Here is a 20860-nt window from a genome sequence, read left to right on the forward strand (position 1 = left end):
GCGTCGGCCAACGACTCCTCGCCCTCGCAGCCGCACTCTGGCGCAACTGGACCACCGGCGCCGACGTCAAACGATCACTGACCGCCTACGACCACTAAAAACATCGGACTCACTCATCTAGCCGGTCACCTGCTCCAGAAAGGTGCGCAGGTGGGCGTTGTAGGCGGCGGGGTTCTCCATGCCGGGGTAGTGGGCCGCCCGCTCGACGGTCGCCGTGCGCCCTTCGGGGACGGCGCGGATGAGGCGTTCGGCCATGCCGAGGTGGTCGGGGGAGTCGAGGGAGCCGTTGAGCGCGAGGACCGGGACGCCGATGCCGGCGGCGCGCTGCCAGGTGTCGGTGACCGGCACCCGCCGCCCCGGGCACCGCCTCCGCGCCCACCCGCGGTGACGTACCGCTTAACGGTCATTAACATCTGTTTCGACGCCGGCGCCCGGCGTCCGCACACCGGCGGCCCCGCCGCCGTGACCGCCGCACCGGCGTGAGGAGTTGGCCGTGGCCTCTGACTACCCACTGACCCCGACGACGAGTCCGACTCCGGCGGCGGAACGCGAACGCATCCTCGCCGCGCCGGGTTTCGGCCGCTACTTCACCGACCACATGTCCACCGCCACCTGGAGTGCGGACCTCGGCTGGCACGGCCACCGCGTCGGCCCGCTGGAGCCCTTCTCGCTCCACCCCAGCGCCGCCGTGCTGCATTACGCGCAGGAGATCTTCGAAGGGCTCAAGGCCTACCGGCACGCCGACGGCAGCGTCTGGCTCTTCCGGCCGGAGCAGAACGCGGCGCGCTTCGCCCGCTCCGCGCGGCGGATGGCACTGCCGCGGCTTCCCGAGGAGGATTTCCTCGCCGGGGTGGAGGCGCTCGTCCGCGCCGACGAGCCGTGGGTCCCGGTGCCGGGCAACGAAGAGAGCCTGTATCTGCGCCCGTTCATGTTCGCCTCCGAGGCCTTCCTCGGGGTGCGCCCTGCCACGCAGATCGTCTTCTCGGTGATCGCGAGCCCCGCGGGCCCGTACTTCACCAGCGGCCTCACCGGCGTCACGCTGTGGGTGACCAGCACCTACTCGCGGGCGGCCAGGGGCGGTACGGGCGCGGCCAAGTGCGGCGGCAACTACGCGGGCGGGCTGGCCGCCCAGCTGGAGGCCGAGGAGCACGGCTGCGACCAGGTGCTGTATCTCGACAGCGCGGGCGAGGGCAACCTGGAGGAGTCGGGCACCATGAACCTGTGCCTGATCACCGCGGACGGCCGCCTGATCACCCCGCCGCTGGGCACGATCCTCGAAGGCGTCACCCGCGACACCCTCCTCACGCTGGCCGCCGAGGCCGGGCTGACCTGCCAGGAGCGCCCGATCACCATCGAGGAGCTGCGCGAGGGCGCCGCCGACGGCACCGTCACCGAGGTGTTCGCGGCGGGTACGGCGGCCGTGGTCACCCCCGTCGTCGGCTTCAAGGGCGACGGTTACGCGTTCACCGTCGGCGACGGCGAGCCGGGCCGGCGGACGGCGGCCCTGCGCACGCGGGTGCTGGACATCCAGTACGGCCGCGCCGAGGACCCGCACGGCTGGCTGCGTCGCGTGCTGTGACTCCTTCGGGAGCGGGTCGTCGTCGATCCTCAGGCGCCGCCCGTGACCGTGGTCATCGACGCCGAGGTCCAGGCCCGCGGCTCGACGGCGGCCCCGCGCGAGAGCTGAGGGGCCCGATCGCACCGGCCCGTGCGGACTGCCCCGATCGCACCGGCCCGGGCGGATACCCCCACCGCGGCTGAGTAACCCGCTGAGTACGCGCGCTCAGGTAGGGCCGGGGGCGGACGGGAAAGCTGAGCGCATGACGACACCGCCGCTGTCCGGGCAGCCGTACCCGCCGCACCGTCCGGGCACGGCTCCCCCTCCCCGTCCGCCGGCGCCTTCGCGGGTGCGGCGCGGTCTGCGGGCGGCACTCACGGTGGCGGTCGTGCTCACGCTGGCGTGCGGCGGCGGCACGGTCTGGTGGCTGCTGCGCGGCCGTGACGACGCCCCACTGGCCGACAGGCCCCGGGTGAGCGACGACAGGGCCGGTGTCTCCTACGCCCTGCCTCCGGGCTGGGAGCTCGACCGCCGGGAAGAAGCGGGCCCGAGAGGCGCCTTCTCGTCGCGGATCACCCGCACCACCACGGGCGGCCGAAGCGGCGGCACCGTCCTCACCGGCCGGTCGGGGCAGGTGGTGCCGGACGCCGACCTCGGGACGTACACCGAGGCGGCGGCCAGGTCGAACGCGGAGCGCTTCTTCCCCCGCCGCCCGGCCGAGCTCGGCGGGTCCCGGGCCACCGAGGTCAGCGGCCATCCGGGGCACACGGTGGCGCTGCGGCTGCCGGCCCGCGGGGGAAGGCCCGCGGGCCACCTGCTGATGACCGTCTTCACGGTGGACAGCGACCGCACCTCGTTCGTCCTCGGTATCGCCAGGGGCGGCTCACGGGCGGACGTCCACGACGTGGAGGACGTGCTGGCCGGCGCCCGTACGAGGTGAGCCGGGTCCGGCGACCGCCGGTCGGGCCGCCGCCCCTGTCCTGACCACCCGAACGGGCGCATCGGATGTCACCCCGCGCGCTGGAGGGGCACGTCGCCGGGGCGCGAGGGAGGATGGAAGGGGAGCCCAGGGCAGGAAGGTAGCCGTCGTCGTGAGGAACCGCGAGGAGCCGCCGGCAGGCGACGCCGACGGCGCGCCGGAGGCAGGCGACAGACCGCGCGGCGTGTCCCTGTCGCCGCCCGGCGGGCTCTTGGACGTGCTCGGCGTGGGGGCCGTGGTGCTGGACGCGCGGGGACGCATCGTGCTGTGGAGTCCGCAGGCCGAAGAGCTGTTCGGCTACTCGGCCGCGGAGGCGCTGGGCAGCTACGCGGCGCCGCTGCTGGTGCCCGACGAGCAGCGGGAGCTGGTACTGCGGCTCTTCGACGAGGTGCTGCGGGCCGGCCGGAGCTGGGCGGGCTCCTTCCCTGTGAAGCTGCGGAACGGCAAGGTCAAACCCCTGGAGTTCCGCAACATGCGCCTCAACGACGACCAGGGTGCCGTCTTCGCGCTGGGCTTGATCACCGACCAGGCCACGCTGCGGGAGGTCGAGCGCGACCTGGCCTTCTCCGCCCGGCTGGTGCAGCAGTCGCCGATGGGGTTCGCGGTCATGGACACCGCGCTGCGCTACGTGTCCGTCAACCCGACCCTCACGCGGCTGGACGGCGTCGGTGTCGAGGAGCACCTGGGCCGCTCCGTCCACGATGTCCTCCCCCACGGCCACGCGGGCAAGGCCGAGCGGGTGATGCGGCGGGTGCTGGAGACCGGGGAACCGGTCATCGACCAGGAGGTCCTCGGCGGTGAGACCTCGCGGGGCCAGGGGCGGGCGTGGTCCGTGTCCGTCTTCCGGCTCGACGACGCGGGCGGGCGCCCGCTGGGGCTGTCCGTCTCCGTCACCGACATCACCGAGCGCCACCAGGCCGCGCTCCAGGCCGAAGCGGCCCGGCAGCGCCTCTCCCACCTGGCGGAGGCGTCGGTCCGTATCGGCACCACGCTCGACCTCGAACAGACCGCCAGGGAACTGGCCGAGGTCGCCGTGCCCGACCTGGCCGACATCGCCGCCGTGGACGTGCTGGACGCCGCCGTCAGTGACCAGCCGGTGCGCATCCCCGAGGAGGAGACCGCCACCTTCCGTGCCCTGGCGCTCGCGCTCGCCTACCCGACCGTCGCCGCGGACGCTGCCGACCTGCCGGGGCATGTGGCGCGCTACGGAGCCGACCGGCTGGTCACCCGCTGTGTCGCCACGGCGGAACCCGTGGCCGTACCGGCGGTGCGCCCCGAGGATCTGCTGCACATCGCCAGGGACGAGGAGTCCGCGGCGCTGCTGGCGCGCGCCGGGGTCCACTCCTATCTGGCCGTCCCCCTCATCGCGCGCGGTGAGGTGCTGGGGGCGCTCGACCTCAAGCGTTCCCGCAACCCCAAGCCCTTCGACCGCGACGACACCATCCTCGCCTGCGAGCTGGCAGGGCGCGCCGCCGTCTGCATCGACAACGCTCGCCTCTACCGGCAGCAGCACAACATCGCCCTCACCCTGCAGCGCAGCATGCTGCCCACGCCGGCCGCCGCCACGACCCGGCTGCGGGTCGCCTCCCGCTACCAGCCGGCCGGCGCCCACAGCGAGGTCGGCGGCGACTGGTTCGACGTGCTGGAGCTCGAAGAGGACCGCACGGCCCTCGTCGTCGGCGACGTGATGGGCAGCGGCATCAACGCGGCCGCCACCATGGGACGGCTGCGTACCGCCACCCAGACCGTCGCCCGGCTGTCGTTGCCGCCGCACGACGTGCTGCGCCACCTCGACCGGATCACCATGGGCTTCGACCCCTACATCGCCACCTGTCTGTACGCCGTCTACGACCCGGCAAAGGGCCGCTGCCGGATCGCCTCGGCCGGCCACCTGCCGCCCGTCCACGTCCCGGCCCGGGGCGAGCCCCGCCTGGTGGGACCGCCCGAGGGCGCCCCGCTGGGCACGGGGCTGGGCGAGTACGGCACCACCACGGTCGGCCTGGAGGCGGGCGACCGGCTCGTGCTGTACACCGACGGGCTGGTCGAGACGCGGCGGGACGACATCGAGGACCGGCTGGACGCGCTGCTGGATCTGCTGCGTCCGTGCGGCTCCGGCGCGGCGGAGTCGTTGGAGGAGACCTGCGACCGGCTGCTGAGGACGCTGCGCCACCCCGACAACCACGACGACGTGGCCCTGCTGGTGACCAGCCCCCGCCCCTGACCCGCCCGGTGCCGGCCGGTGCCGGTCCGTGCCGGTCGGCCTCCGGCGGTGGAAGCGGGGTACCGGAGGTGAGGCGGGCGGGTCGCGGACGTAGGGTCGTGCGGAGACGGGGCCGTGCCCAGAAGCGCCCCTCGTGGCTGGAAGGCGACCGTGACTGCGAACACCGAGCACCCGTCCCTGCTGGATCTGCCGCCGCTGACCGCGGAGCACTTCGCCGCCGTCGAGGACAAGGTCGCCGCGCTGCTGCGGACCGGGTGCGACGTGGTGGCGATGCAAGGCGAGGCGCTGCTGCCGCTGGAGGCGTGCATCCGTTCGGCGGCGGCGCCCGGCAGTACGGCGCTGAACGTGGTCAGCGGCCCCTACGGGGAGACGTTCGGCGGCTGGCTGCGTGCCTGCGGGGCCGAGGTGGTCACTCTCAGCGCGCCGTTCACCGGCGCTGTCGACGCCGAACAGGTGGCCGAAGCCCTGCGGCGGCACCCGCGCGTCGGGCTGGTCAGCCTCGTCCACGCGGAGGCGGCGACCGGCAACACCAACCCCGTCGCCGAGATCGGCGAGGCGGTACGGGAGAGCGGCGCGCTGCTGATGCTCGACGCCGTCGCCTCGGTGGGCGCAGAGCCGCTGCTGACGGACGCGTGGGGCGTGGACCTGTGCGTCGTCGGCGGCCAGAAGGCGCTGGCGGGCCCGGCCGGGGTCTCCGCCGTCTCGGTCAGCGCCCGGGCGTGGGAGCGGATCGCCGCGAACGAGCAGGCGCCGCGCCGCTCGTACCTCTCGCTGCTCGACTGGAAGCAGCGGTGGCTCGACGGCGGCCGTACCGCGCTGCCCCACGCCCCCGCCCAGTTGGAGATGCTGGCGCTGGAGCAGGCCGTCGACCGGGTGGCCGCCGAGGGGCTCGAAAGCTCGATCGCCCGGCACCGCGCGGCCTCCGCCGCGACGCGCGCCGCGGCGCGCGAGCTGCCGGGGCTGGCCCCGTACGTGCTGCGCGACCAGGACGCGGCGCCCGCCGCCACGACGCTGCGCGCGCCCGAGGGCGTGGACGCGCGCGAGGTGGTGGCCGCGGCGCTGAAGGCCGACCCTCGGGTGCCGCTCCAGGCGGCGGCGGGCGCGCTCGCCGAGGAGATGCTCCGGGTGAACCACTACGGCCGTGCTGCCGACCGCACCGTGGTCGCGGACACGGTAGCGGCCCTCGCGGCGGGGCTGCGGACGCTGGACGTCACGGGCGCGGGCACGGGGACGTCCGCGGCGGCCGCGGCCGTCGACAGCGCCGAAGCCGCCTGGGACGCGACGGCATCGGTTTGACGGCGGGGCGGCGGAGGCGGGCCCGGGCCCCGGGGCGCCTCCGCCGGTCGCGCACGCGGCGGTTCACTCCGGCCAGGGCGACTCCAGGATGGTGCGGACGAAGTCGCCGCGCTCGAAGTGCGGGTCGTAGTGCGCCAGGACGTCGGCCTTCACGTTGCCGAACGCCGTCTCGGGCTTGGGGCCCACGCCGTCCGCGAAGGCGCGCAGAATGCGCTGTTTGAACGCGGGGCGCGGATGCAGCGCGACGACGGCCGCGCGGTCGTCCGCCGCCAGTTCGTCGAAGCCGAAGCCCAGGACGTCGTACTCCACTCCCGCCGTCACCAGCGCCACCTCGGGCTCCATGAACTCCGGGATGCCCGGTGTGGTGTGCAGGGCGATCGCCGTCCACACCCGCCGGATGCTGTCCTCTGGCACGGAGCGGGCCGCGAGGAAGCGGCGGGCCTCGTCCGCGCTGTCGACCTCGAAGCGGCGTCCGCTGTCGTGGAACGGCTCGCCCAGCCCGACGTCGTGGAAGAGGGCCGCGACGTAGAGCAGCTCCGGGTCGTGGCTGAGGCCGCGGGCGCGGCCCAGGAGGCTGCCGAAGAAGAAGACGCGGCGCGAGTGGTCGTAGACCAGGTCGCCGGTCGTGTCCCGTACGAGCTCCGTGGCCTCCGCCGCCAGCCGGGAGTCCGGTACCCGCACCCCGCCAGGGCCCTCGTGTCCGTCCGTCCGCTCACCCATCCGGGCTCCTTCGCTCCTGCCTCGTGGCTTACGCCCTCGCCCACGCGCCGCTTCGGCCGCCGCCCCGGGCGCCTCGGGCCCGCGGCCTTCACCGTGCCGCTCAGTGTCCGCCAGGGGTGGGTTCGAGGACGAAGACCGGGATCTCGCGGCCGGTCTTGCGCTGGTATTCGGCGTAGTCGGGGAACGCCTCCACGGCGCGCTCCCACCACCGCGCCCTCTCCTCGCCCGTGGCCTCGCGGGCCGTCATGTCCTGCCGCTTCGGCCCGTCCTGGAGTTCGACACGGGGATCGGCGACCAGGTTGTGGTACCAGACGGGGTGCTCGGGCGCCCCGCCCTTCGAGGCGACCACGGCGTACTTCCCCTCGTGCTCCACGCGCATCAGCGGCGTCTTGCGCACCTTGCCGCTCCTGGCACCCCGCGTGGTGAGGACGATGACGGGCATCCCCCGCATCGTGGTGCCCTCCGTGCCGCCGGAGCTCTCGTACAGGTCGACCTGGTCACGCACCCACTGCTCCGGGCTCGGCACGTACTCACCCTGGATCGGCATGCTGCGTTCGTCCCCTCGTCGGTTCGCGGCCGGACCGCTCGCGGCCGTCAGATCATCTTGCCTGGCACTCCTCGGCTTACCACCGGTGACGGGGCCGTACACGTGGCCGGAAGCGGCCGGTGGGCGCCGCACCCGCCCGGTACGGGCAGGCGGGCCCCCGCCTGGCGTCCGCCCGCGATTCCGTGTGCGATCAGCGTCCTGCTCGCGGCACTGTGGACGCATGGATGCGTACTCGAGCCGCGCCACGGGCCGTGCGGGACATGTCGCCCTCGGGACGCCGCAGCTGCGGGCGTTGCGGTACGTCGCGGCGCGCTCGCGCGGCGGGCCGCTCGGCGCCGGGGCCGGCGTCACGCTGAACTTCCACCCCGACCGGCTGGTCGGCAAGGAGACCGTGCTGGAGCGGCTGGCGCGGGAGGGCACCTACTCCTCGCAGTTCGTCACCGGTGTCGGCAACGGCGGTCTGACGGCGCACCCGGGCGGCGAGCGGTGGCGGTGGGAGACCCGGATGTTCGGCGGCGCCTACGACGAGGCGCCGCCCGAGGAGCGCCCCGTCTACGGTGCGCTCGACCACCGCCGCCGTCGGGGCGGTGCGGCCCCGCGCTTCGGCTCGGCCCATCTGCGGCTCACCGCAGCGACGCTCGCGCGTACCACGTTCTGCTATCCGGACAGCGTCACCGAGCCGTCCGCCTTCGGTGTGGCCTGCCGGATGGCGCTCGTCGAACTGGCCGAGGCACAGGTCCGCGACCCGCTGGACGACTACGTCGAGGCCCACGTGCACGGCGGCGTCGAGCTCGACCGGGACGTCGACGCGCTCGTCCTCGACCCCTCCTTCCGCGACACGGCGGTGGAGGCGGCGGCCGCGCGGCTCCCCTGCCCCGTCGCATGGCACCCCGGCTTCGTGCTCACCGCGGACGAGCTGCGCCGCCATCCCGACTACCGCGGCCAGGAGTACGTGGACCTGGGCGTGCGCATCGCGCGGGAGGGCGGGGGCCGGCTCGACCCCCGGGTCCTGGGTGAGGCCGCGCGCACGGGCCGCCACGATCCGCAGGCGGTGAAGAAGGTGTGGCACTGCCTGGCGCGGTTCGGTTCCGCGTCAACCAACCTCCCCCCGTAGGGTGTCGGCAACGAGTTCGACGCTCCGGCGGACCACCGGAGCCCAGTTGGGGAGCGGCGCATGCATATCGGGGACGGCGGTCAGGAGCGGCTGAACACGGGGACGGCACACTCGGCCCGGGTCTACGACTACATCCTGGGCGGCAAGAACCACTACGAGGCCGACACGGTGGCCGGGGACGCCATGGTGGAGGTGTGGCCCGCACTGCCGGTGCACATGCGGGCCAACCGCGCGTTCATGCTGCGCGCGAGCCGCTATCTGGCGCGGGAGCGGGGCGTGCGCCAGTTCCTGGACATCGGCACGGGGCTGCCGACCTCCCCCAATCTGCACGAGGTCGTCCAGGGCGCGGCGCCCGAGTCCAAGGTCGTCTACGTCGACAACGACCCGATCGTGCTGAACTACGCGCAGGCGCTGCTCACCAGCACGCCCGAGGGCCGTACCACCTACATCGAGGCGGACATGCGGGACCCGGACGCCATCCTCGGCTCCGCCGAGTTCCGCGACACCCTGGCCCTCGACGAGCCGGTGGCACTGCTGGTCGTCGGCATGCTGCACTTCATCCACCCCGGCGACGACGACCACGGGCTGCTGAGCCGGCTGCTGGACCCGCTGCCCGCGGGCAGCTACCTCGCGGCGACCGTCGGGACCGCCGACTTCGCCCCGGAAGAGGTGGGACGGGTCGCCGAGCGGTACGCGGCGGAGGGCATGCCGATGGCACTGCGCACGCGCGAGGAGGCCGCCGCGTTCTTCGACGGGCTGGAACTGGTCGAGCCCGGTCTCGTGCAGGTCCACAAGTGGCGCCCGGACCCGGGCGACGAGCAGGTCCGCGACGAGGACATCGCGATGTACGGCGCGCTGGCCCGCAAGCCCTTCTGATCCCCGGCCGCCCGTGCCGCGCGGCCGCCCTGGCCAGTCAGCCGAGCGCGTGGCGCACGTACCGCCGGGCGGTCTGGGCCAGCACCTCGGTGCCGTCACGTGCCCACAGGCCGGGGTTGAAGATCTCCACCTCGACGGGGCCCCGGTATCCGGCCGCGTCGACCAGCGAGCGGAAGTGGCGCAGATCCACGCAGCCGTCGCCGAGCTGGCCCCGGCCCACCAGCACGCCCTCGGGCAGCGGGGTGACCCAGTCGGCGAGCTGAAAGGCGGCGATACGGCCCGTGCTGCCCGCGCGAGCGATGTGCCCGGGCACCTGGTCGTCCCACCACAGGTGGTAGGTGTCCACGACGACGCCCACCTGGTCAGGCGGAAAGCGTTCGGCCAGGTCGAGTGCCTGGCCGAGGGTGGAGACCACGCACCGGTCTGAGGCGAACATCGGGTGCAGGGGTTCGAGCGCCAGGCGCACGCCCACGGCGGCCGCGTGGTCGCCGAGTTCGGCGAGCGCGTCCGCGACCCGCTCGCGTGCCCCGCGCAGGTCGCGGCTGCCCCGGGGGAGCCCGCCCGAGACGAGCACGAGGGTGCCGGTGCCCAGCGCGGCGGCCTCCTCCAGTGCCGCGCGGTTGTCGTCCAGGGCGCGGCGCCGCTCGCCGGGATCGGTGGCGGTCAGGAAGCCTCCCCGGCACAGTGAGGTGACGGTGAGGCCCGCGTCCCCCATCAGCCGGGCCGCCGCCTCGACGCCGTACCGGCGCACCGGCTCGCGCCACAGCCCGGCCTGGGTGACGCCCAGTTCGCCGCAGGCCTCGGCGAGCGCGGGCAGGGAGAGTTGTCTGACGGTCTCCTGGTTGATGGAGAAGCGGGCGAGCTCGGGCGGGGTGGCTGTCACCGGGGTACTCCGTGGACGGCGAGAAGCTGCTGCATGCGGGTGCGGGCCAGGTCGGGGTCGGGGAAGAGGCCGAGTCCGTCGGCGAGTTCGTAGGCGCGCGCCAGGTGGGGCAGGGAGCGTGCCGTCTGCAGGCCGCCGACCATCGCGAAGTGGTCCTGGTGGCCCGCGAGCCAGGCGAGGAGGACGACGCCGGTCTTGTAGTAGCGGGTGGGCTCCTGGAACAGGTGCCTCGAAAGCGGGACGGTGGGGTCGAGTACCGCGCGGAAACCGGCGGTGTCCCCGGCATCGCCGGCGTTCCCGGCGTCCAGGGCGCGGACGGCCTCGGCGGCCAGCGGGGCGAGGGGGTCGAAGACGCCGAGCAGCGCGTGGCTGAAACCGCGCCCGTCGCCCGCGATCAGCTCGGGGTAGTGGAAGTCGTCTCCGGTGTAGCAGCGCACCGTGTCGGGCAGGCGGCGGCGCAGTGCGGTCTCGCGGCCGGCGTCCAGCAGGGAGACCTTCACCCCGTCCACCTTACCGGGGTGTTCGGCGATGATCGTCAGGAACGTCTCGGTGGCGGCGTCCAGATCCTGGCTGCCCCAGTAGCCCTCCAGCGCGGGGTCGAACATGGGGCCGAGCCAGTGCAGGATGACGGGCTCGGCGGCCTGGCGCAGCAGATCGCCGTAGAGGGCGAGGTAGTCCTCGGGGCCGCGGGCCGCGGCGGCCAGCGCGCGGGAGGCCATGACGATGGCCTGGGCACCCGCGTCCTCCACGACACCGAGTTGCTCCTCGTACGCCGCACGCACCCGCTCCGTCCCGGCTGCGGGGCCGCTCAACTGGTCGGTGCCCACCCCGCAGGCGATGCGGCCGCCCACCGCGCGCGCCTCGGCGGCGGAGCGGCCGATCAGCTCGGCGGCGCGGGGCCAGTCGAGCCCCATGCCGCGCTGGGCGGTGTCCATCGCCTCGGCCACGCCGAGACCGTGCGCCCACAGGTGGCGGCGGAACGCCAGGGTGGCATCCCAGTCGACGGCCGCGGCGGCGCCGGGGCGGTGGTCCGCGAACGGGTCGGCGACGACGTGCGCGGCGGCGAAGACCGTGCGGGAGGCCGGCGGCGCGGCCCCGGGCCCGGCGCTGACGGCCGGGGCCGGTTCGGCCCGTGGCACGTAGGTGCGCAGCGCACCGGTGGCGTCGGGCAGCCGGATCCCCACGGGCGCTCCTGCGGCCGTGGGTGGCGCGGCGCTCACAGCGACAGCTCCGGCACGGGCAGGCGGCGGCCCTCGGCCGACGACCGCAGACCGAGCTGGGCGAGTTGGACACCGCGCGCCCCGGCCAGCAGGTCCCACTCGTAGGGGGTGCCGAGTGCGACGTGGCGGAGGAAGAGTTCCCACTGGGCCTTGAAGCCGTTGTCGAAGTCGCCGTTGTCCGGCACCTCCTGCCACTGCTCGCGGAACCTCTCGGTCGCGGGCAGGTCGGGGTTCCACACCGGTTTGGGTGTGGCGGCCCTGTGCTGGGCGCGGCAGCGGCGCAGCCCGGCGACGGCCGACCCCTCGGTGCCGTCGACCTGGAACTCGACCAGTTCGTCGCGGTGTACGCGCACCGCCCAGGAGGAGTTGATCTGCGCGAGGGCGTCGCCCTCCAGCTCGAAGATGCCGTAGGCGGCATCGTCCGCGGTCGCCTCGTAGGGCCGGCCGCGCTCGTCCGCGCGGCGCGGGATGTGGGTGGTGGCGTGGGCGGTTACGGAGGTCACGCGGCCGAAGAGGTTGTGCAGCACGTACTCCCAGTGCGGGAACATGTCGACGACGATGCCGCCGCCGTCCTCGGCACGGTAGTTCCAGGAAGGGCGCTGCGCCTCCTGCCAGTCCCCCTCGAACACCCAGTAGCCGAACTCGCCGCGTACCGAGAGGATCCGGCCGAAGAAGCCGCCGTCGACGAGCCGCTTGAGCTTCAGCAGGCCCGGCAGGAAGAGCTTGTCCTGTACGACGCCGTGTTTGACGCCCGCGCTCGTGGCGAGCCGCGCCAGTTCCAGTGCGCCGTCGAGCCCGGTGGCGGTCGGCTTCTCGGTGTAGAGGTGTTTGCCCGCGGCGATGGCCTTCTTCAGCGCTGCCTCGCGTGCGGAGGTCACCTGCGCGTCGAAGTAGATCTCGATGGTCGGGTCGGCCAGGACGGCGTCCAGGTCGGTGCTCCACTCGTGCAGCCCGTAGCGGGCGGCGAGGGATTCCAGCGCGTGCGCGCGCCGGCCCACCAGTACGGGCTCCGGCATCAGTACGGTTCCCTCGCCGAGGTCGAGGCCGCCCTGCTCGCGCAGTGCGAGGAGCGAGCGCACGAGGTGCTGGCGGTGTCCCATGCGGCCGGTCACGCCGTTCATGGCGATCCGTACGGTCCTGACTGTCACGTGTGCGTCTTCCTCTCGACTGCCTCTCGATCCGCTCGCGCCGACGGTCGGTCCCGTGCGGGGCCGCCGTGCAGTCGATGAGCGTCGGTAAGCGCTTTCTCCGCGGCACGCTAGCTGCCCCCGGAAGAGCCCACAAGAGGGCCGTGCGGAGAAGCGGCAGTCCGCACGGATGCTTCATGGGAGAGTGGGCGAAGAGGGAAGACCTGTTCGAGGGAAAGCGCTTGTGCAGTGAAAGAGGGTCTCACCGTGGAGGGGAGTCAAGGACACGCCCGGAGGTGAGAACATGGCGCTCGCCCCTCGGCCGCAGCCCCACAGCGCACGCGGGAGCCGGGGGCGCGCGGGAGCGGGAAGACGGAGGAAGACATGACAGTGACCCTGGCCGACGTGGCCGCCCGGGCCGGGGTCTCCTCGGCGACGGTCTCCCGCGTGCTCAACGGCAACTACCCGGTGGCCGACGGAACCCGCACCCGCGTCCTGCGCGCCGTCGACGAACTGCAGTACGTCGTCAACGGGCCCGCGAGCGCACTGGCCGCCGCCACGTCCGATCTGGTCGGCATCCTGGTCAACGACGTCGCCGACCCCTTCTTCGGCATCGTCGCGAGCGCCGTGCAGAGCGAGATGGGCGGCGAAGGGGCCATGGGCGCGGGCCAGAAGCTCGCCGTCGTCTGCAACACCGGCGGCTCCCCCGAGCGGGAGCTGACCTATCTGACGCTGCTGCGCCGCCAGCGGGCCGCCGCCGTCGTCCTGACCGGAAGCGCCGTGGAGGAGACCGCACACAGCACCGCGCTCACCGACCGGCTGCGCCACCTCGCCGCCTCAGGCACACGGATCGTCCTGTGCGGCAGACCCCCGCTCGCGCCCCGCAACGGCACGGGGGAAGAACCCGCCCTCGCCGACGACGGCATCGTCACGCTCGCCTTCGACAACCGGGGAGGAAGCCACCGCCTCACCGCGCACCTCCTCACCCTCGGACACCGCCGCATCGGCTACGTGACGGGCCCCGCGGAACGCTCCACCACCCGGCACCGGCTGGAGGGACACAGGAGGGCCCTGGGTGAACAGGCGCCCGAGGCGCTCGCCGAAGCGGAGCGCCTCACCGTGCACGGCGGCGCATACGACCGTTCGGCCGGCTACGACGGCGCACTCGAACTGCTGCGCCGCGCACCGGACCTGACGGCGGTGCTGGCCGCCAACGACACCGTGGCACTCGGCGTCTGCGCCGCTCTGCGCGACCGCGGGCTGCGCATACCCGAGGACGTCTCGGTGGGCGGCTTCGACGACCTTCCCTTCGCGGCGGACGCCTCCCCCGCGCTGACGACCGTGCGCCTGCCTCTCTACGAGGCGGGCGCCAGGGCCGGGCGTCTCGCCCTGGGCCTGGAGACTCCGCCACCCGGCGACGTCGCCACGGTCCGCGCCGAGTTGATGGTGCGCGCCTCGACGGCCCCACCCGCCCCACGCTGACACCCCCTGTGCCCCGGGATGCGCCCCGCACGGACGCGGGGAACGGCTCCCCTGAGGGCACCTCCCAGCCCACAACCCACCCGCGGGCCGCACGCTACGGGCAGAGGCACCCCTCATCAGAGCACCTTCCGCAGGAAAGCCCCGGGCCCGGCCGAGTCGCTGCGGGGGCCACCCGGGCCTACCCCCGCGCGGCAGGAGGCGCGGCCGCGGCCTCGCCGTCCGCGCCCTGGCCCTCCCCCACGCGCGAGGTTGCGTCCGCGTCCGAGGTCTCCCGCGCAGGGGAAACCTCGTCCGCGGACGAGCGGGAGGACGGAGGCCGCCCGCCGTCCTCCTCCTTCATCGCCCGCGTCTCACTCTTGAGAATCCGCAGGGACTTGCCCAGTGAGCGGGCGGTGTCCGGGAGCCTCTTGGAGCCGAAGACGAGGAGCGCCACCAGCGCCACCACCAGCAGATGCCAGGGCTCCAGACCGTTGCGCAAGAACACTGCCGCCTCTCCCTTCCTCGACAGTTGCGTTATTGCGCAACCATACAACCGGCGCTCTCGCCGGCACCGGTGGGCTCCTCGCGTGCGTACCGCCTCATGGCCGCGGCGAGCGCGGCGCCGTACAGCAACAGCACCAGCGCGAGCAGCGCATAGGACAGCGGCGTCAGCGCGGCGACCATGCCCAAGAGCGGGCCGAGAGCGGTGAGGGGCAGCAGAATGCCGGTGGCCGCCAGCAGGAGAGCGGCGAGCGCGACGGGTCCTGGCAGGGCGGGGCGGCGAAGGCGGGGCACGGTGCGCAGCAGCACCATCACCATCGCCTGGGTGAGCAGGTTCTCCGTGAACCAGCCCGCGTGGAAGAGGGCCTGCCCACTCGCGTCGGCCGCGCCGCGGACGGTGAGGGCGAGCACCCCGAAGGTGGCGAGGTCGGCCGCGGCGTTCAGCACGCCGAAGGCGGTGATGAACCGCAGGATCTGCCCGGGCCGCAGCGCGGCGGGCCGCCGGGGCGAGGCGGGGCCACACCGGTCGAAGGCGAAGGCGAGTTGCGCCGCGTCGAAGAACAGGTTCTGCACGAGGACCTGCGCGGGCAGCATCGGCACGAACGGAAGCAGCAGCGCGGCGGCGAGCATCGCCAGGGCGTTGCCGAGCTGGGAGGAGAGGGTCACGCGCAGATAAGCGGTCAGGGAGACCCCCGCGCGGCGGCCCGCGTCCAGCGCATGACCCAACCCGGCGAACGGGTGCTCGCCGAGGACCACGTCGGCGCTCTCGCGCGCGGGCGCGACCGCGTCGCGCGGGCACAGTGCCACGTCGGCGGCGCGGAGCGCCGCCAGGTCGTTGACACCGTCGCCGAGGAACCCCGTGGTACGCCCGTCGGCCTGCAGAGCGGCGACGACGCGCGCCTTGTGGCGCGGGGTGCACCGGGCGAACAGGCGGACACGCCCGGCCTCGCGGGCCAGTTCGTCGTCGCCGAGCGCGTCGATACGGCGAGCGGTCAGCACGTCGTCGCCCGGGTCGAGGCCCAGCTCCCGGCAGGTACGGACGGCGGTACCCGGATCGTCACCGGTGAGGACCTTCACCTCCACGCCGCGCCCGCTCAGCGCGCGCAGCACCTCCGGCGCGTCCTCGGTGAGGGAGTCACGCAGCGTCACCAGCCCGACGAAGGTCAGACCGCGCTCGTCCGCCACGCCCACGGCGCGCCCGTCGGCCCGGGAGCCGCGTTCGGCGGTGGCCACAGCGAGCAGCCGCAGGCCGTCGGACGCGTACCGCGCCGCCACCGCGCGCAGCGCCTCACGGTCGGCTTCCGGCAGCGCGCACCGTTCCAGCACGGTGTCGACCGCGCCCTTGACCACGAGCGTGTGCACGCCCAGGCGCCCCGGCTCCCGGACGACGGCCGTGGACAGCCGCCTGGCCGGGTCGAAGGGGAGCGCGGCCACGCCCTCCCAGGCCTCGGCACCGGGTTCGGTACCGCTCCCGTCCACGGGCCCCGCCGCCTGCGCCGCGGCGCCCAGGACCGCCTCGTCCAGCGCGTCGGGCACCGGGTTCTCGGCCAGCTGCACGGTCCACAGCGCGTTGAGCGCCGCCCAGCGCAGGACCGCGGGGTCAGGACGCAGGTCCGCGCCCAGCGCCTGGTCGACGACCGGACGGTCCTGGGTGAGGGTGCCCGTCTTGTCGAGGCACAGGACGTCCATGGCGCCGAGGTCCGGCAACGCGGACAACCGCCGCACGATCACCCGGAGTTCCCGCGCGAGGGAGACGGCACCGCGGGCGAGGACGGCGGTCATGACGACGGGCAGCATCTCCGGGGTCAGGCTGACGGCGACCGCCACGGCGAAGGGCAGGATCTGCACCCCGTGCCCGCTGACGGCCGCGTCGGCCGCGAGGGCGAGCGGCGGCGTCAGCAGCATGAAGCGCACCAGGGTCCGGGCGACGCCGCGCACCGAGCGGTCGAAGGCGCCGTGCGTGACGCGTGCGTGCCCGTGCCCGGCCGCCAGCCGGGTGGCCGCGCCGGTGGCGATCACCACAGCGGTGCCGCCACCCGCGACCACGCTGCTGCCCTGGAAGCACAGATGGGGCTGTTCGAACAGTTCGGTGTCACCGGCGGGCGGCACGGCCGCGGCGTCGGCGCGGTGCTTGGGCAGCGGGCCCGACTCGCCGGTCAGCGGCGCCTGGTGCACGACCAGACCCGTGGAACGCAGCAGCAGCACGTCGGCCGGGACGAGATCGCCGGGGCCGAGCCTGATCACGTCCCCCGGCACCAGATCACCGACCGGAAGCTCCCGGGACAGCGGTCGCGCCGCGTCCGCGTCGGGGCGCCGCACCACCGTGACGGTCCCGGCGAGCAGCGCCCGCAGACCCGCGACCGACCGGTCGGCCCGCAGCTCACCGCAGGCCCGCAGCACACAGCTGACGGCGACCAGCGCCGCGATCACCCCCGCCGCCCCCAGCGACCCCACGGCCGTGGAGACGACCGCCAGACACAACAGGACGGCCGTGAACGGGTCACGCACACCGCGGCCGAGGCGCCGCCACAGCGACGGGGTGCGCCACGAGGGCGGGGCGTTCTCGCCGTACCGCGCCAGCCGATCCGCCGCCTCGGCCTCGGTGAGCCCGCGCGGGCCCGCCTCCAGCCGCCGCAGCGCGGTGAGCGGGGCGTGGGCCGCCAGCCCTGCCGCGTGCTCCAGCGGCGCCGCCTCGCCACGGGCGCGCACCGGCCCCTCCCCGCACCGGGAGAGGCCCGCCGTCTCAGGCACCGAACTCGCTCAGCCGCGGAACCCGCCGCGGCCGCGAGGGCTCCACGTCCAGTTGCCGCACCATCTCGTGCACCACGGCGACCACGACCGGGTCGTCGACCAGATACACCTGCCGCCGGCCCTCACGCCGGGCCCGCACCAGCCCGGCCAGCTTCAGCTTCGCCAGATGCTGGCTCACGGCCGGCAGCGTGCCACCGACCCGCTCGGCGAGGTGGGTCACATCGCACTCGCCCTGGGAGAGCGCCCACACGATGTGCACCCGCGAGGGCGAGGCGAGCAGACCGAAGGCCGCAGCGGCCTCTGCCAGCACCCGAGGGGACGGGTCCGTGTGACCGCCTGCCTGCGATGCCACCGCTGCACTCCCGTCCGCACGTCCGCACGTCTTCGAGCGACCGGCCGGCGGCCGCCCCCGCCACGGACCGCGCCCGCGACGGGCCTCAGTCTAGAGGCGCCTGGTGCCGGTGATGCCGGTCAGGCCGCCCCACCTCCTCCCCCACGGCACCCCGTCAGTTGCGCAACCATGGAACTGTTTTGCGCCTCTCGGCGTCTTCCCGTGCGCCGGTACGTCCGTTGCCGGTGAACTGGAGAGGTATGTGATGGGCATCATCAGTTGGATCATCCTCGGCCTGCTGGCGGGAGCCATAGCCAAGGTGCTGCTACCGGGCCGTGATCCGGGCGGCCTGATCGGCACCGTGCTCATCGGGGTCGCGGGCGCGTTCGTCGGCGGCTGGCTCTCGAGCACGTTCCTGGACCGCCCCATCCGGCAGGAGTTCTTCGACCTGCCCACCTGGGGCGCCGCCATCGGCGGCTCGCTGGTCCTGCTCATCCTCTACCGCCTCCTGCTGGGCAACTCCCGCAACTGAGTGCCCGTGCTCCCCGCGCGGGCCGCGGCCCGCGCGGGGAGCACGGGATCGCGGGCGCGCCGGCGTCGCCCGGCCCCCTCACCCGCCGCGCGGGCCCGCTCCGCCGGCTGGGCCCCACGAGTCGGAGTCGCGGCCTCCGGAGCCGGAGTCGGGTCCGTCGGGGCCGGAGTCGCGGCCGGAGCCGGCGGAATCGGGCGCATCGCGGTCGGGGTCGCGGTCGCCGGTTCCCGGACCGCCGCGTGCGGGGCTGCCGAAGTCCGGGCCCGCGTAGTCAGGGCCGGCGAAGTCGGGGCTGCCGAAGTCGAAACTTCCGTAATCGAAAGACCCGTAGTCGGGACTGTGATGACCGGACCGCCTCGCGGACGTCTCACACTCCTCGGAGGCCTCCTGCTCCGCGGATACCTCCCGCTTCGCGTCGGGCAGCCGATCGCGCAGGTACGGCAGTACCGCGCGCTCCAGCAGAGCGGCGCGCCACGCCGTTCTAGCGTTCCCCTCCGCACGCCGCTCCTCCGCGAGGCCCGGTGCACCGCCGGGCCCGGACGCGGGGCCCGATCTGGAGTGGCGGCGCGCTGTGACGACGAGCCTGCCCAGCCCCAGGGCGCCCGTCACCGCGGCGACCCCGGCCCCCGACCACCCCGTCACCACGAGCGAGGCACCGACATCCCGCTGAGCGCGTACCAGCATCAGCCCGTATCCGAGCACCAGAAAGATGACGGCCGCGGCGGCGGCGACCAGGGGCACCAGTACGGCGAGCGCCGCGAACAACCCGCCGCCGCGGATCCGGTGCACCCTCCTCGGAGAGGCTGCCGCCCGGCCGCGGGCGATACGGTCGTCGCGTATCCGGCACAGCGCGCGGTACTCCGCCGCCGCCCCACCCGCCAGCTCTTCGGCGGACGCGTGCGCCCAGTCCCTCAGACGCTCCGCGGTGCCGGCCGGCGCTCCCCGCAGCTCTCGCCGGAAGGCCTCCGAGCGCAGGGCTTCGTCCACCACCTGCGCGAACTCCCTGCCGGTTTCCGTCTGGAGGCGGGGGACGGCCCCACTCCCGGGCGGCGAAGCTCCCATTACTCTTCCTCCCAGACACCCGGCGGGCTGCCAACAGCCCGGCGGGACGCGAAAATCTACAAGACTGTAGAAGATACTCAAACGAGCGGCGCGGCGACCACACATCCCGAGCGCACGGGGCCGGTCGCACGGTGGCCGGCCGACGCGCGGCGCCGGCCGGCGGAGGGAGGAGATGTGGGCGAGACAGCGCACGAGCGGGGACGCCGACGCGGACAAGGCGAGCTGGAAGCCACGGTGCTGACCGCTCTGCACGCCGCGCCGGGGCCCGTCACCGCCGCCTGGGTGAGGGAACAGCTCGGCGGCGGCCTCGCCTACACGACCGTCGTCACCATCCTCACGCGCCTGCTCGCCAAACGGGCCGTCACCCGCGAGAAGTCCGGCCGCTCCTTCGTCTGGACGCCCGCGGCGGACGCGGCGGGGCTGGCCGCTCACCGGATGCGGCAGGTGCTCGACAGCGAGAGCGACCGGGGCACCGTGCTGACCCGCTTCGTCACAGGGCTGACCGACGACGACGAGCAACTGCTGCGCTCGCTGCTGACGCAAACCGGCGACGAGGGTCACGAAGGCGGGCACGAGACCGGACGTGACAGCGGGCACGACCGCGCCCCGCACCCGGCCAGCGGCACCCGCAGCGGCACCGGCACCGGCACCGGCACCGGCACCCGCACCGAGGCGCCGGACAGCGACGCGGAGGGGAAGAGCGACTGAGCCGTGGGGTTCTTCGTCCTCCTTCCTCTCGTCCTGCCCCTGACGTCCTGGCCGGTGGCCCGGCTCGCCGAGCGGCGTCTGCACCCCAGGGCCACGACGCGCCTGCTGGTCGCGGCCGGCGTCGTCCTGGCCGCGTGCAGCACCCTGTGCCTGGGGCTGCTGGTCGTCGTCGGCACCGCCCAGTTGCCCGGCAATCCGCTGCCCGACGCGTGGTCTCATCCGGAAGTACGCGCGGCCGTCCCCTACGACGAGATCCTGGGGAAGGCGGCCATCCCGGCGCTCCTCGCCCTCGTCGGCGCGGGCTGTGTCACCGTGGCGCGCCACCTCCGCGTCCGGCGGCGTGTTCGACGCGCGCTCGACGGCTTGCCGCCCTCCCCCGTCGCCGTACTGCCCGACAGCGTCCCCTACGCTTTCGCTCTGCCGGGAAACCGGCGTACGCGCGCACGGGTCGTGGTCACCAGGTCCCTGCTCGGCGCGCTCGAACCGGCCGAACGGCGCGCGCTCTTCGCGCACGAGCGCGCACACCTGACAGCCCGCCACCCCCTGCTGCTGCTCCTCGCCGAACTCGCGGCCGTCGCCAACCCCTTCCTGCGGCCCCTGCGCACGGCCGTCACCTTCGGGGTGGAGCGGTGGGCCGACGAGGAGGCCGCCCGGATCGTCGGTGACCGCCGGCTGACCGCCCGCGCGGTCGGCAAGGCGGCTCTCCTCGCGCGCGACGGTCCGCCGCGGACCCTTCCCGCGCTCGCGGGCACGGGGCAGGTCCCCCGGCGCGTGCAGGCGCTGCTCGACCCGGCACCGACCGCGCGGCTCTGGCTCCCGCCGACCACCGCCCCCGGGCTCGTCGCGGGGCTCGCCGCGTGGCTCGCCGCCGTCGGCGCCGCCGTCTCGGCCCTCTCCTCGGCCAACGCCGCCGTGGCCCTCGTCGTCATCCTCCACGCGGCCACCCCGCTGTGAGCCGGCGCCGGCCGAGTGG

General features: G+C 74.4%; 19 protein-coding genes and 2 pseudogenes. 11 read left to right on the forward strand and 10 right to left on the reverse strand.

The genetic code is table 11. The features are described 5' to 3' along the window. Window positions 1-98: pseudogene (locus tag DTL70_RS34665) on the forward strand (IS982 family transposase); the annotation flags it as partial. A 19-nt stretch (window positions 99-117) separates the two neighbouring features. Here the strand turns inward: DTL70_RS34665 and DTL70_RS31085 are convergent. Further along, window positions 118-348, reverse strand: a complete 231-nt coding sequence (locus DTL70_RS31085; protein ID WP_114025360.1) for an alpha/beta fold hydrolase — start codon at window positions 346-348, stop codon at window positions 118-120. Window positions 349-493: 145 nt separating this feature from the next. Here DTL70_RS31085 and DTL70_RS31090 point away from each other — a divergent pair, with 145 nt between their 5' ends. The 4 genes from DTL70_RS31090 (at window position 494) to DTL70_RS31105 (ending at window position 6054) form a co-directional block, all read left to right on the forward strand. Further along, window positions 494-1579 (forward strand): branched-chain amino acid aminotransferase, encoded by a 1086-nt coding sequence (locus DTL70_RS31090; protein ID WP_114025361.1) that lies wholly within the window; start codon window positions 494-496, stop codon window positions 1577-1579. 241 nt (window positions 1580-1820) lie between these two features. Continuing rightward, entirely contained in the window at window positions 1821-2498 is a 678-nt protein-coding gene (locus tag DTL70_RS31095) for a hypothetical protein (protein WP_147266846.1), read from the forward strand. 151 nt (window positions 2499-2649) lie between these two features. After that, window positions 2650-4758 carry a SpoIIE family protein phosphatase gene (locus DTL70_RS31100; protein WP_425470426.1) on the forward strand — a complete coding sequence of 703 codons (2109 nt, stop codon included), beginning with the start codon at window positions 2650-2652 and terminating at the stop codon, window positions 4756-4758. 150 nt (window positions 4759-4908) lie between these two features. Further along, window positions 4909-6054: a pyridoxal-phosphate-dependent aminotransferase family protein gene (locus DTL70_RS31105; RefSeq protein ID WP_114025363.1), complete on the forward strand. Its 1146-nt coding sequence runs from the start codon at window positions 4909-4911 to the stop codon at window positions 6052-6054. A 63-nt stretch (window positions 6055-6117) separates the two neighbouring features. On the opposite strand, the gene DTL70_RS31110 is transcribed toward DTL70_RS31105, so the two are convergent. Both DTL70_RS31110 and DTL70_RS31115 read right to left on the reverse strand, forming a co-directional pair. Beyond that, window positions 6118-6774, reverse strand: coding sequence for an HD domain-containing protein (locus tag DTL70_RS31110; RefSeq protein WP_114025364.1), 657 nt, complete (start codon window positions 6772-6774; stop codon window positions 6118-6120). A 100-nt stretch (window positions 6775-6874) separates the two neighbouring features. Then, window positions 6875-7321, reverse strand: coding sequence for a nitroreductase family deazaflavin-dependent oxidoreductase (locus DTL70_RS31115; RefSeq protein ID WP_114025365.1), 447 nt, complete (start codon window positions 7319-7321; stop codon window positions 6875-6877). 220 nt (window positions 7322-7541) lie between these two features. Here DTL70_RS31115 and DTL70_RS31120 point away from each other — a divergent pair, with 220 nt between their 5' ends. Further along, entirely contained in the window at window positions 7542-8435 is an 894-nt protein-coding gene (locus tag DTL70_RS31120) for a DUF3626 domain-containing protein (RefSeq protein WP_114025366.1), read from the forward strand. Between the two features lie 60 nt (window positions 8436-8495). After that, complete coding sequence (locus tag DTL70_RS31125; RefSeq protein WP_114025367.1) at window positions 8496-9311, forward strand: SAM-dependent methyltransferase; 816 nt, start codon at window positions 8496-8498, stop codon at window positions 9309-9311. Between the two features lie 37 nt (window positions 9312-9348). Here DTL70_RS31125 and DTL70_RS31130 read toward each other — a convergent pair whose 3' ends face one another. From DTL70_RS31130 to DTL70_RS31140, 3 genes are read right to left on the reverse strand one after another with little or no spacing between them, the layout of a single operon-like run. Further along, complete coding sequence (locus DTL70_RS31130; RefSeq protein WP_114025368.1) at window positions 9349-10194, reverse strand: sugar phosphate isomerase/epimerase family protein; 846 nt, start codon at window positions 10192-10194, stop codon at window positions 9349-9351. After that, window positions 10191-11378, reverse strand: coding sequence for a dihydrodipicolinate synthase family protein (locus tag DTL70_RS31135; protein ID WP_114025369.1), 1188 nt, complete (start codon window positions 11376-11378; stop codon window positions 10191-10193). Before DTL70_RS31135 ends, DTL70_RS31130 begins: the two co-directional genes overlap by 4 nt. Window positions 11379-11410: 32 nt before the next feature. Next, window positions 11411-12562: a Gfo/Idh/MocA family protein gene (locus DTL70_RS31140; protein ID WP_114025370.1), complete on the reverse strand. Its 1152-nt coding sequence runs from the start codon at window positions 12560-12562 to the stop codon at window positions 11411-11413. Between the two features lie 363 nt (window positions 12563-12925). Here DTL70_RS31140 and DTL70_RS31145 point away from each other — a divergent pair, with 363 nt between their 5' ends. Beyond that, window positions 12926-14023 carry a LacI family DNA-binding transcriptional regulator gene (locus DTL70_RS31145; protein ID WP_114025371.1) on the forward strand — a complete coding sequence of 366 codons (1098 nt, stop codon included), beginning with the start codon at window positions 12926-12928 and terminating at the stop codon, window positions 14021-14023. 178 nt (window positions 14024-14201) lie between these two features. Here DTL70_RS31145 and tatA read toward each other — a convergent pair whose 3' ends face one another. From tatA to DTL70_RS31160, 3 genes are read right to left on the reverse strand one after another with little or no spacing between them, the layout of a single operon-like run. Further along, window positions 14202-14507, reverse strand: a complete 306-nt coding sequence (gene tatA, locus DTL70_RS31150; protein WP_114025372.1) for a Sec-independent protein translocase subunit TatA — start codon at window positions 14505-14507, stop codon at window positions 14202-14204. 29 nt (window positions 14508-14536) lie between these two features. After that, window positions 14537-17254 carry an HAD-IC family P-type ATPase gene (locus DTL70_RS31155; RefSeq protein WP_114025373.1) on the reverse strand — a complete coding sequence of 906 codons (2718 nt, stop codon included), beginning with the start codon at window positions 17252-17254 and terminating at the stop codon, window positions 14537-14539. Then, entirely contained in the window at window positions 17247-17606 is a 360-nt protein-coding gene (locus DTL70_RS31160; protein WP_114025374.1) for an ArsR/SmtB family transcription factor, read from the reverse strand. The genes DTL70_RS31155 and DTL70_RS31160 overlap by 8 nt, the downstream gene beginning before the upstream one ends. A 244-nt stretch (window positions 17607-17850) precedes the next feature. Between DTL70_RS31160 and DTL70_RS31165 the strand changes: the two genes are divergently transcribed. Beyond that, window positions 17851-18117, forward strand: coding sequence for a GlsB/YeaQ/YmgE family stress response membrane protein (locus DTL70_RS31165; RefSeq protein ID WP_114025375.1), 267 nt, complete (start codon window positions 17851-17853; stop codon window positions 18115-18117). Between the two features lie 78 nt (window positions 18118-18195). On the opposite strand, the gene DTL70_RS31170 is transcribed toward DTL70_RS31165, so the two are convergent. Further along, window positions 18196-19179 carry a hypothetical protein gene (locus tag DTL70_RS31170; RefSeq protein WP_147266847.1) on the reverse strand — a complete coding sequence of 328 codons (984 nt, stop codon included), beginning with the start codon at window positions 19177-19179 and terminating at the stop codon, window positions 18196-18198. Window positions 19180-19353: 174 nt separating this feature from the next. Between DTL70_RS31170 and DTL70_RS31175 the strand changes: the two are divergent. Next, window positions 19354-19743: pseudogene (locus DTL70_RS31175) on the forward strand (BlaI/MecI/CopY family transcriptional regulator); the annotation flags it as partial. 147 nt (window positions 19744-19890) lie between these two features. Further along, window positions 19891-20841 carry a M56 family metallopeptidase gene (locus DTL70_RS31180; protein WP_114025378.1) on the forward strand — a complete coding sequence of 317 codons (951 nt, stop codon included), beginning with the start codon at window positions 19891-19893 and terminating at the stop codon, window positions 20839-20841. The last annotated feature ends 19 nt before the right edge of the window (window positions 20842-20860 follow it).

It is taken from the genome of Streptomyces diacarni, assembly GCF_003323715.1.
GTDB lineage: Bacteria > Actinomycetota > Actinomycetes > Streptomycetales > Streptomycetaceae > Streptomyces > Streptomyces diacarni.

Bases quoted from the DNA above. Each gene is read 5' to 3' on its own strand.
- DTL70_RS31145 (WP_114025371.1), top strand. From the start codon at position 12,926: ATGACAGTGACCCTGGCCGACGTGGCCGCCCGGGCCGGGGTCTCCTCG.
- DTL70_RS31125 (WP_114025367.1), top strand. From the start codon at position 8,496: ATGCATATCGGGGACGGCGGTCAGGAGCGGCTGAACACGGGGACGGCA.
- DTL70_RS31115 (WP_114025365.1), bottom strand. From the start codon at position 7,321: ATGCCGATCCAGGGTGAGTACGTGCCGAGCCCGGAGCAGTGGGTGCGT.
- DTL70_RS31170 (WP_147266847.1), bottom strand. From the start codon at position 19,179: ATGGGAGCTTCGCCGCCCGGGAGTGGGGCCGTCCCCCGCCTCCAGACG.
- DTL70_RS31095 (WP_147266846.1), top strand. From the start codon at position 1,821: ATGACGACACCGCCGCTGTCCGGGCAGCCGTACCCGCCGCACCGTCCG.
- DTL70_RS31120 (WP_114025366.1), top strand. From the start codon at position 7,542: ATGGATGCGTACTCGAGCCGCGCCACGGGCCGTGCGGGACATGTCGCC.
- DTL70_RS31110 (WP_114025364.1), bottom strand. From the start codon at position 6,774: ATGGGTGAGCGGACGGACGGACACGAGGGCCCTGGCGGGGTGCGGGTA.
- DTL70_RS31165 (WP_114025375.1), top strand. From the start codon at position 17,851: ATGGGCATCATCAGTTGGATCATCCTCGGCCTGCTGGCGGGAGCCATA.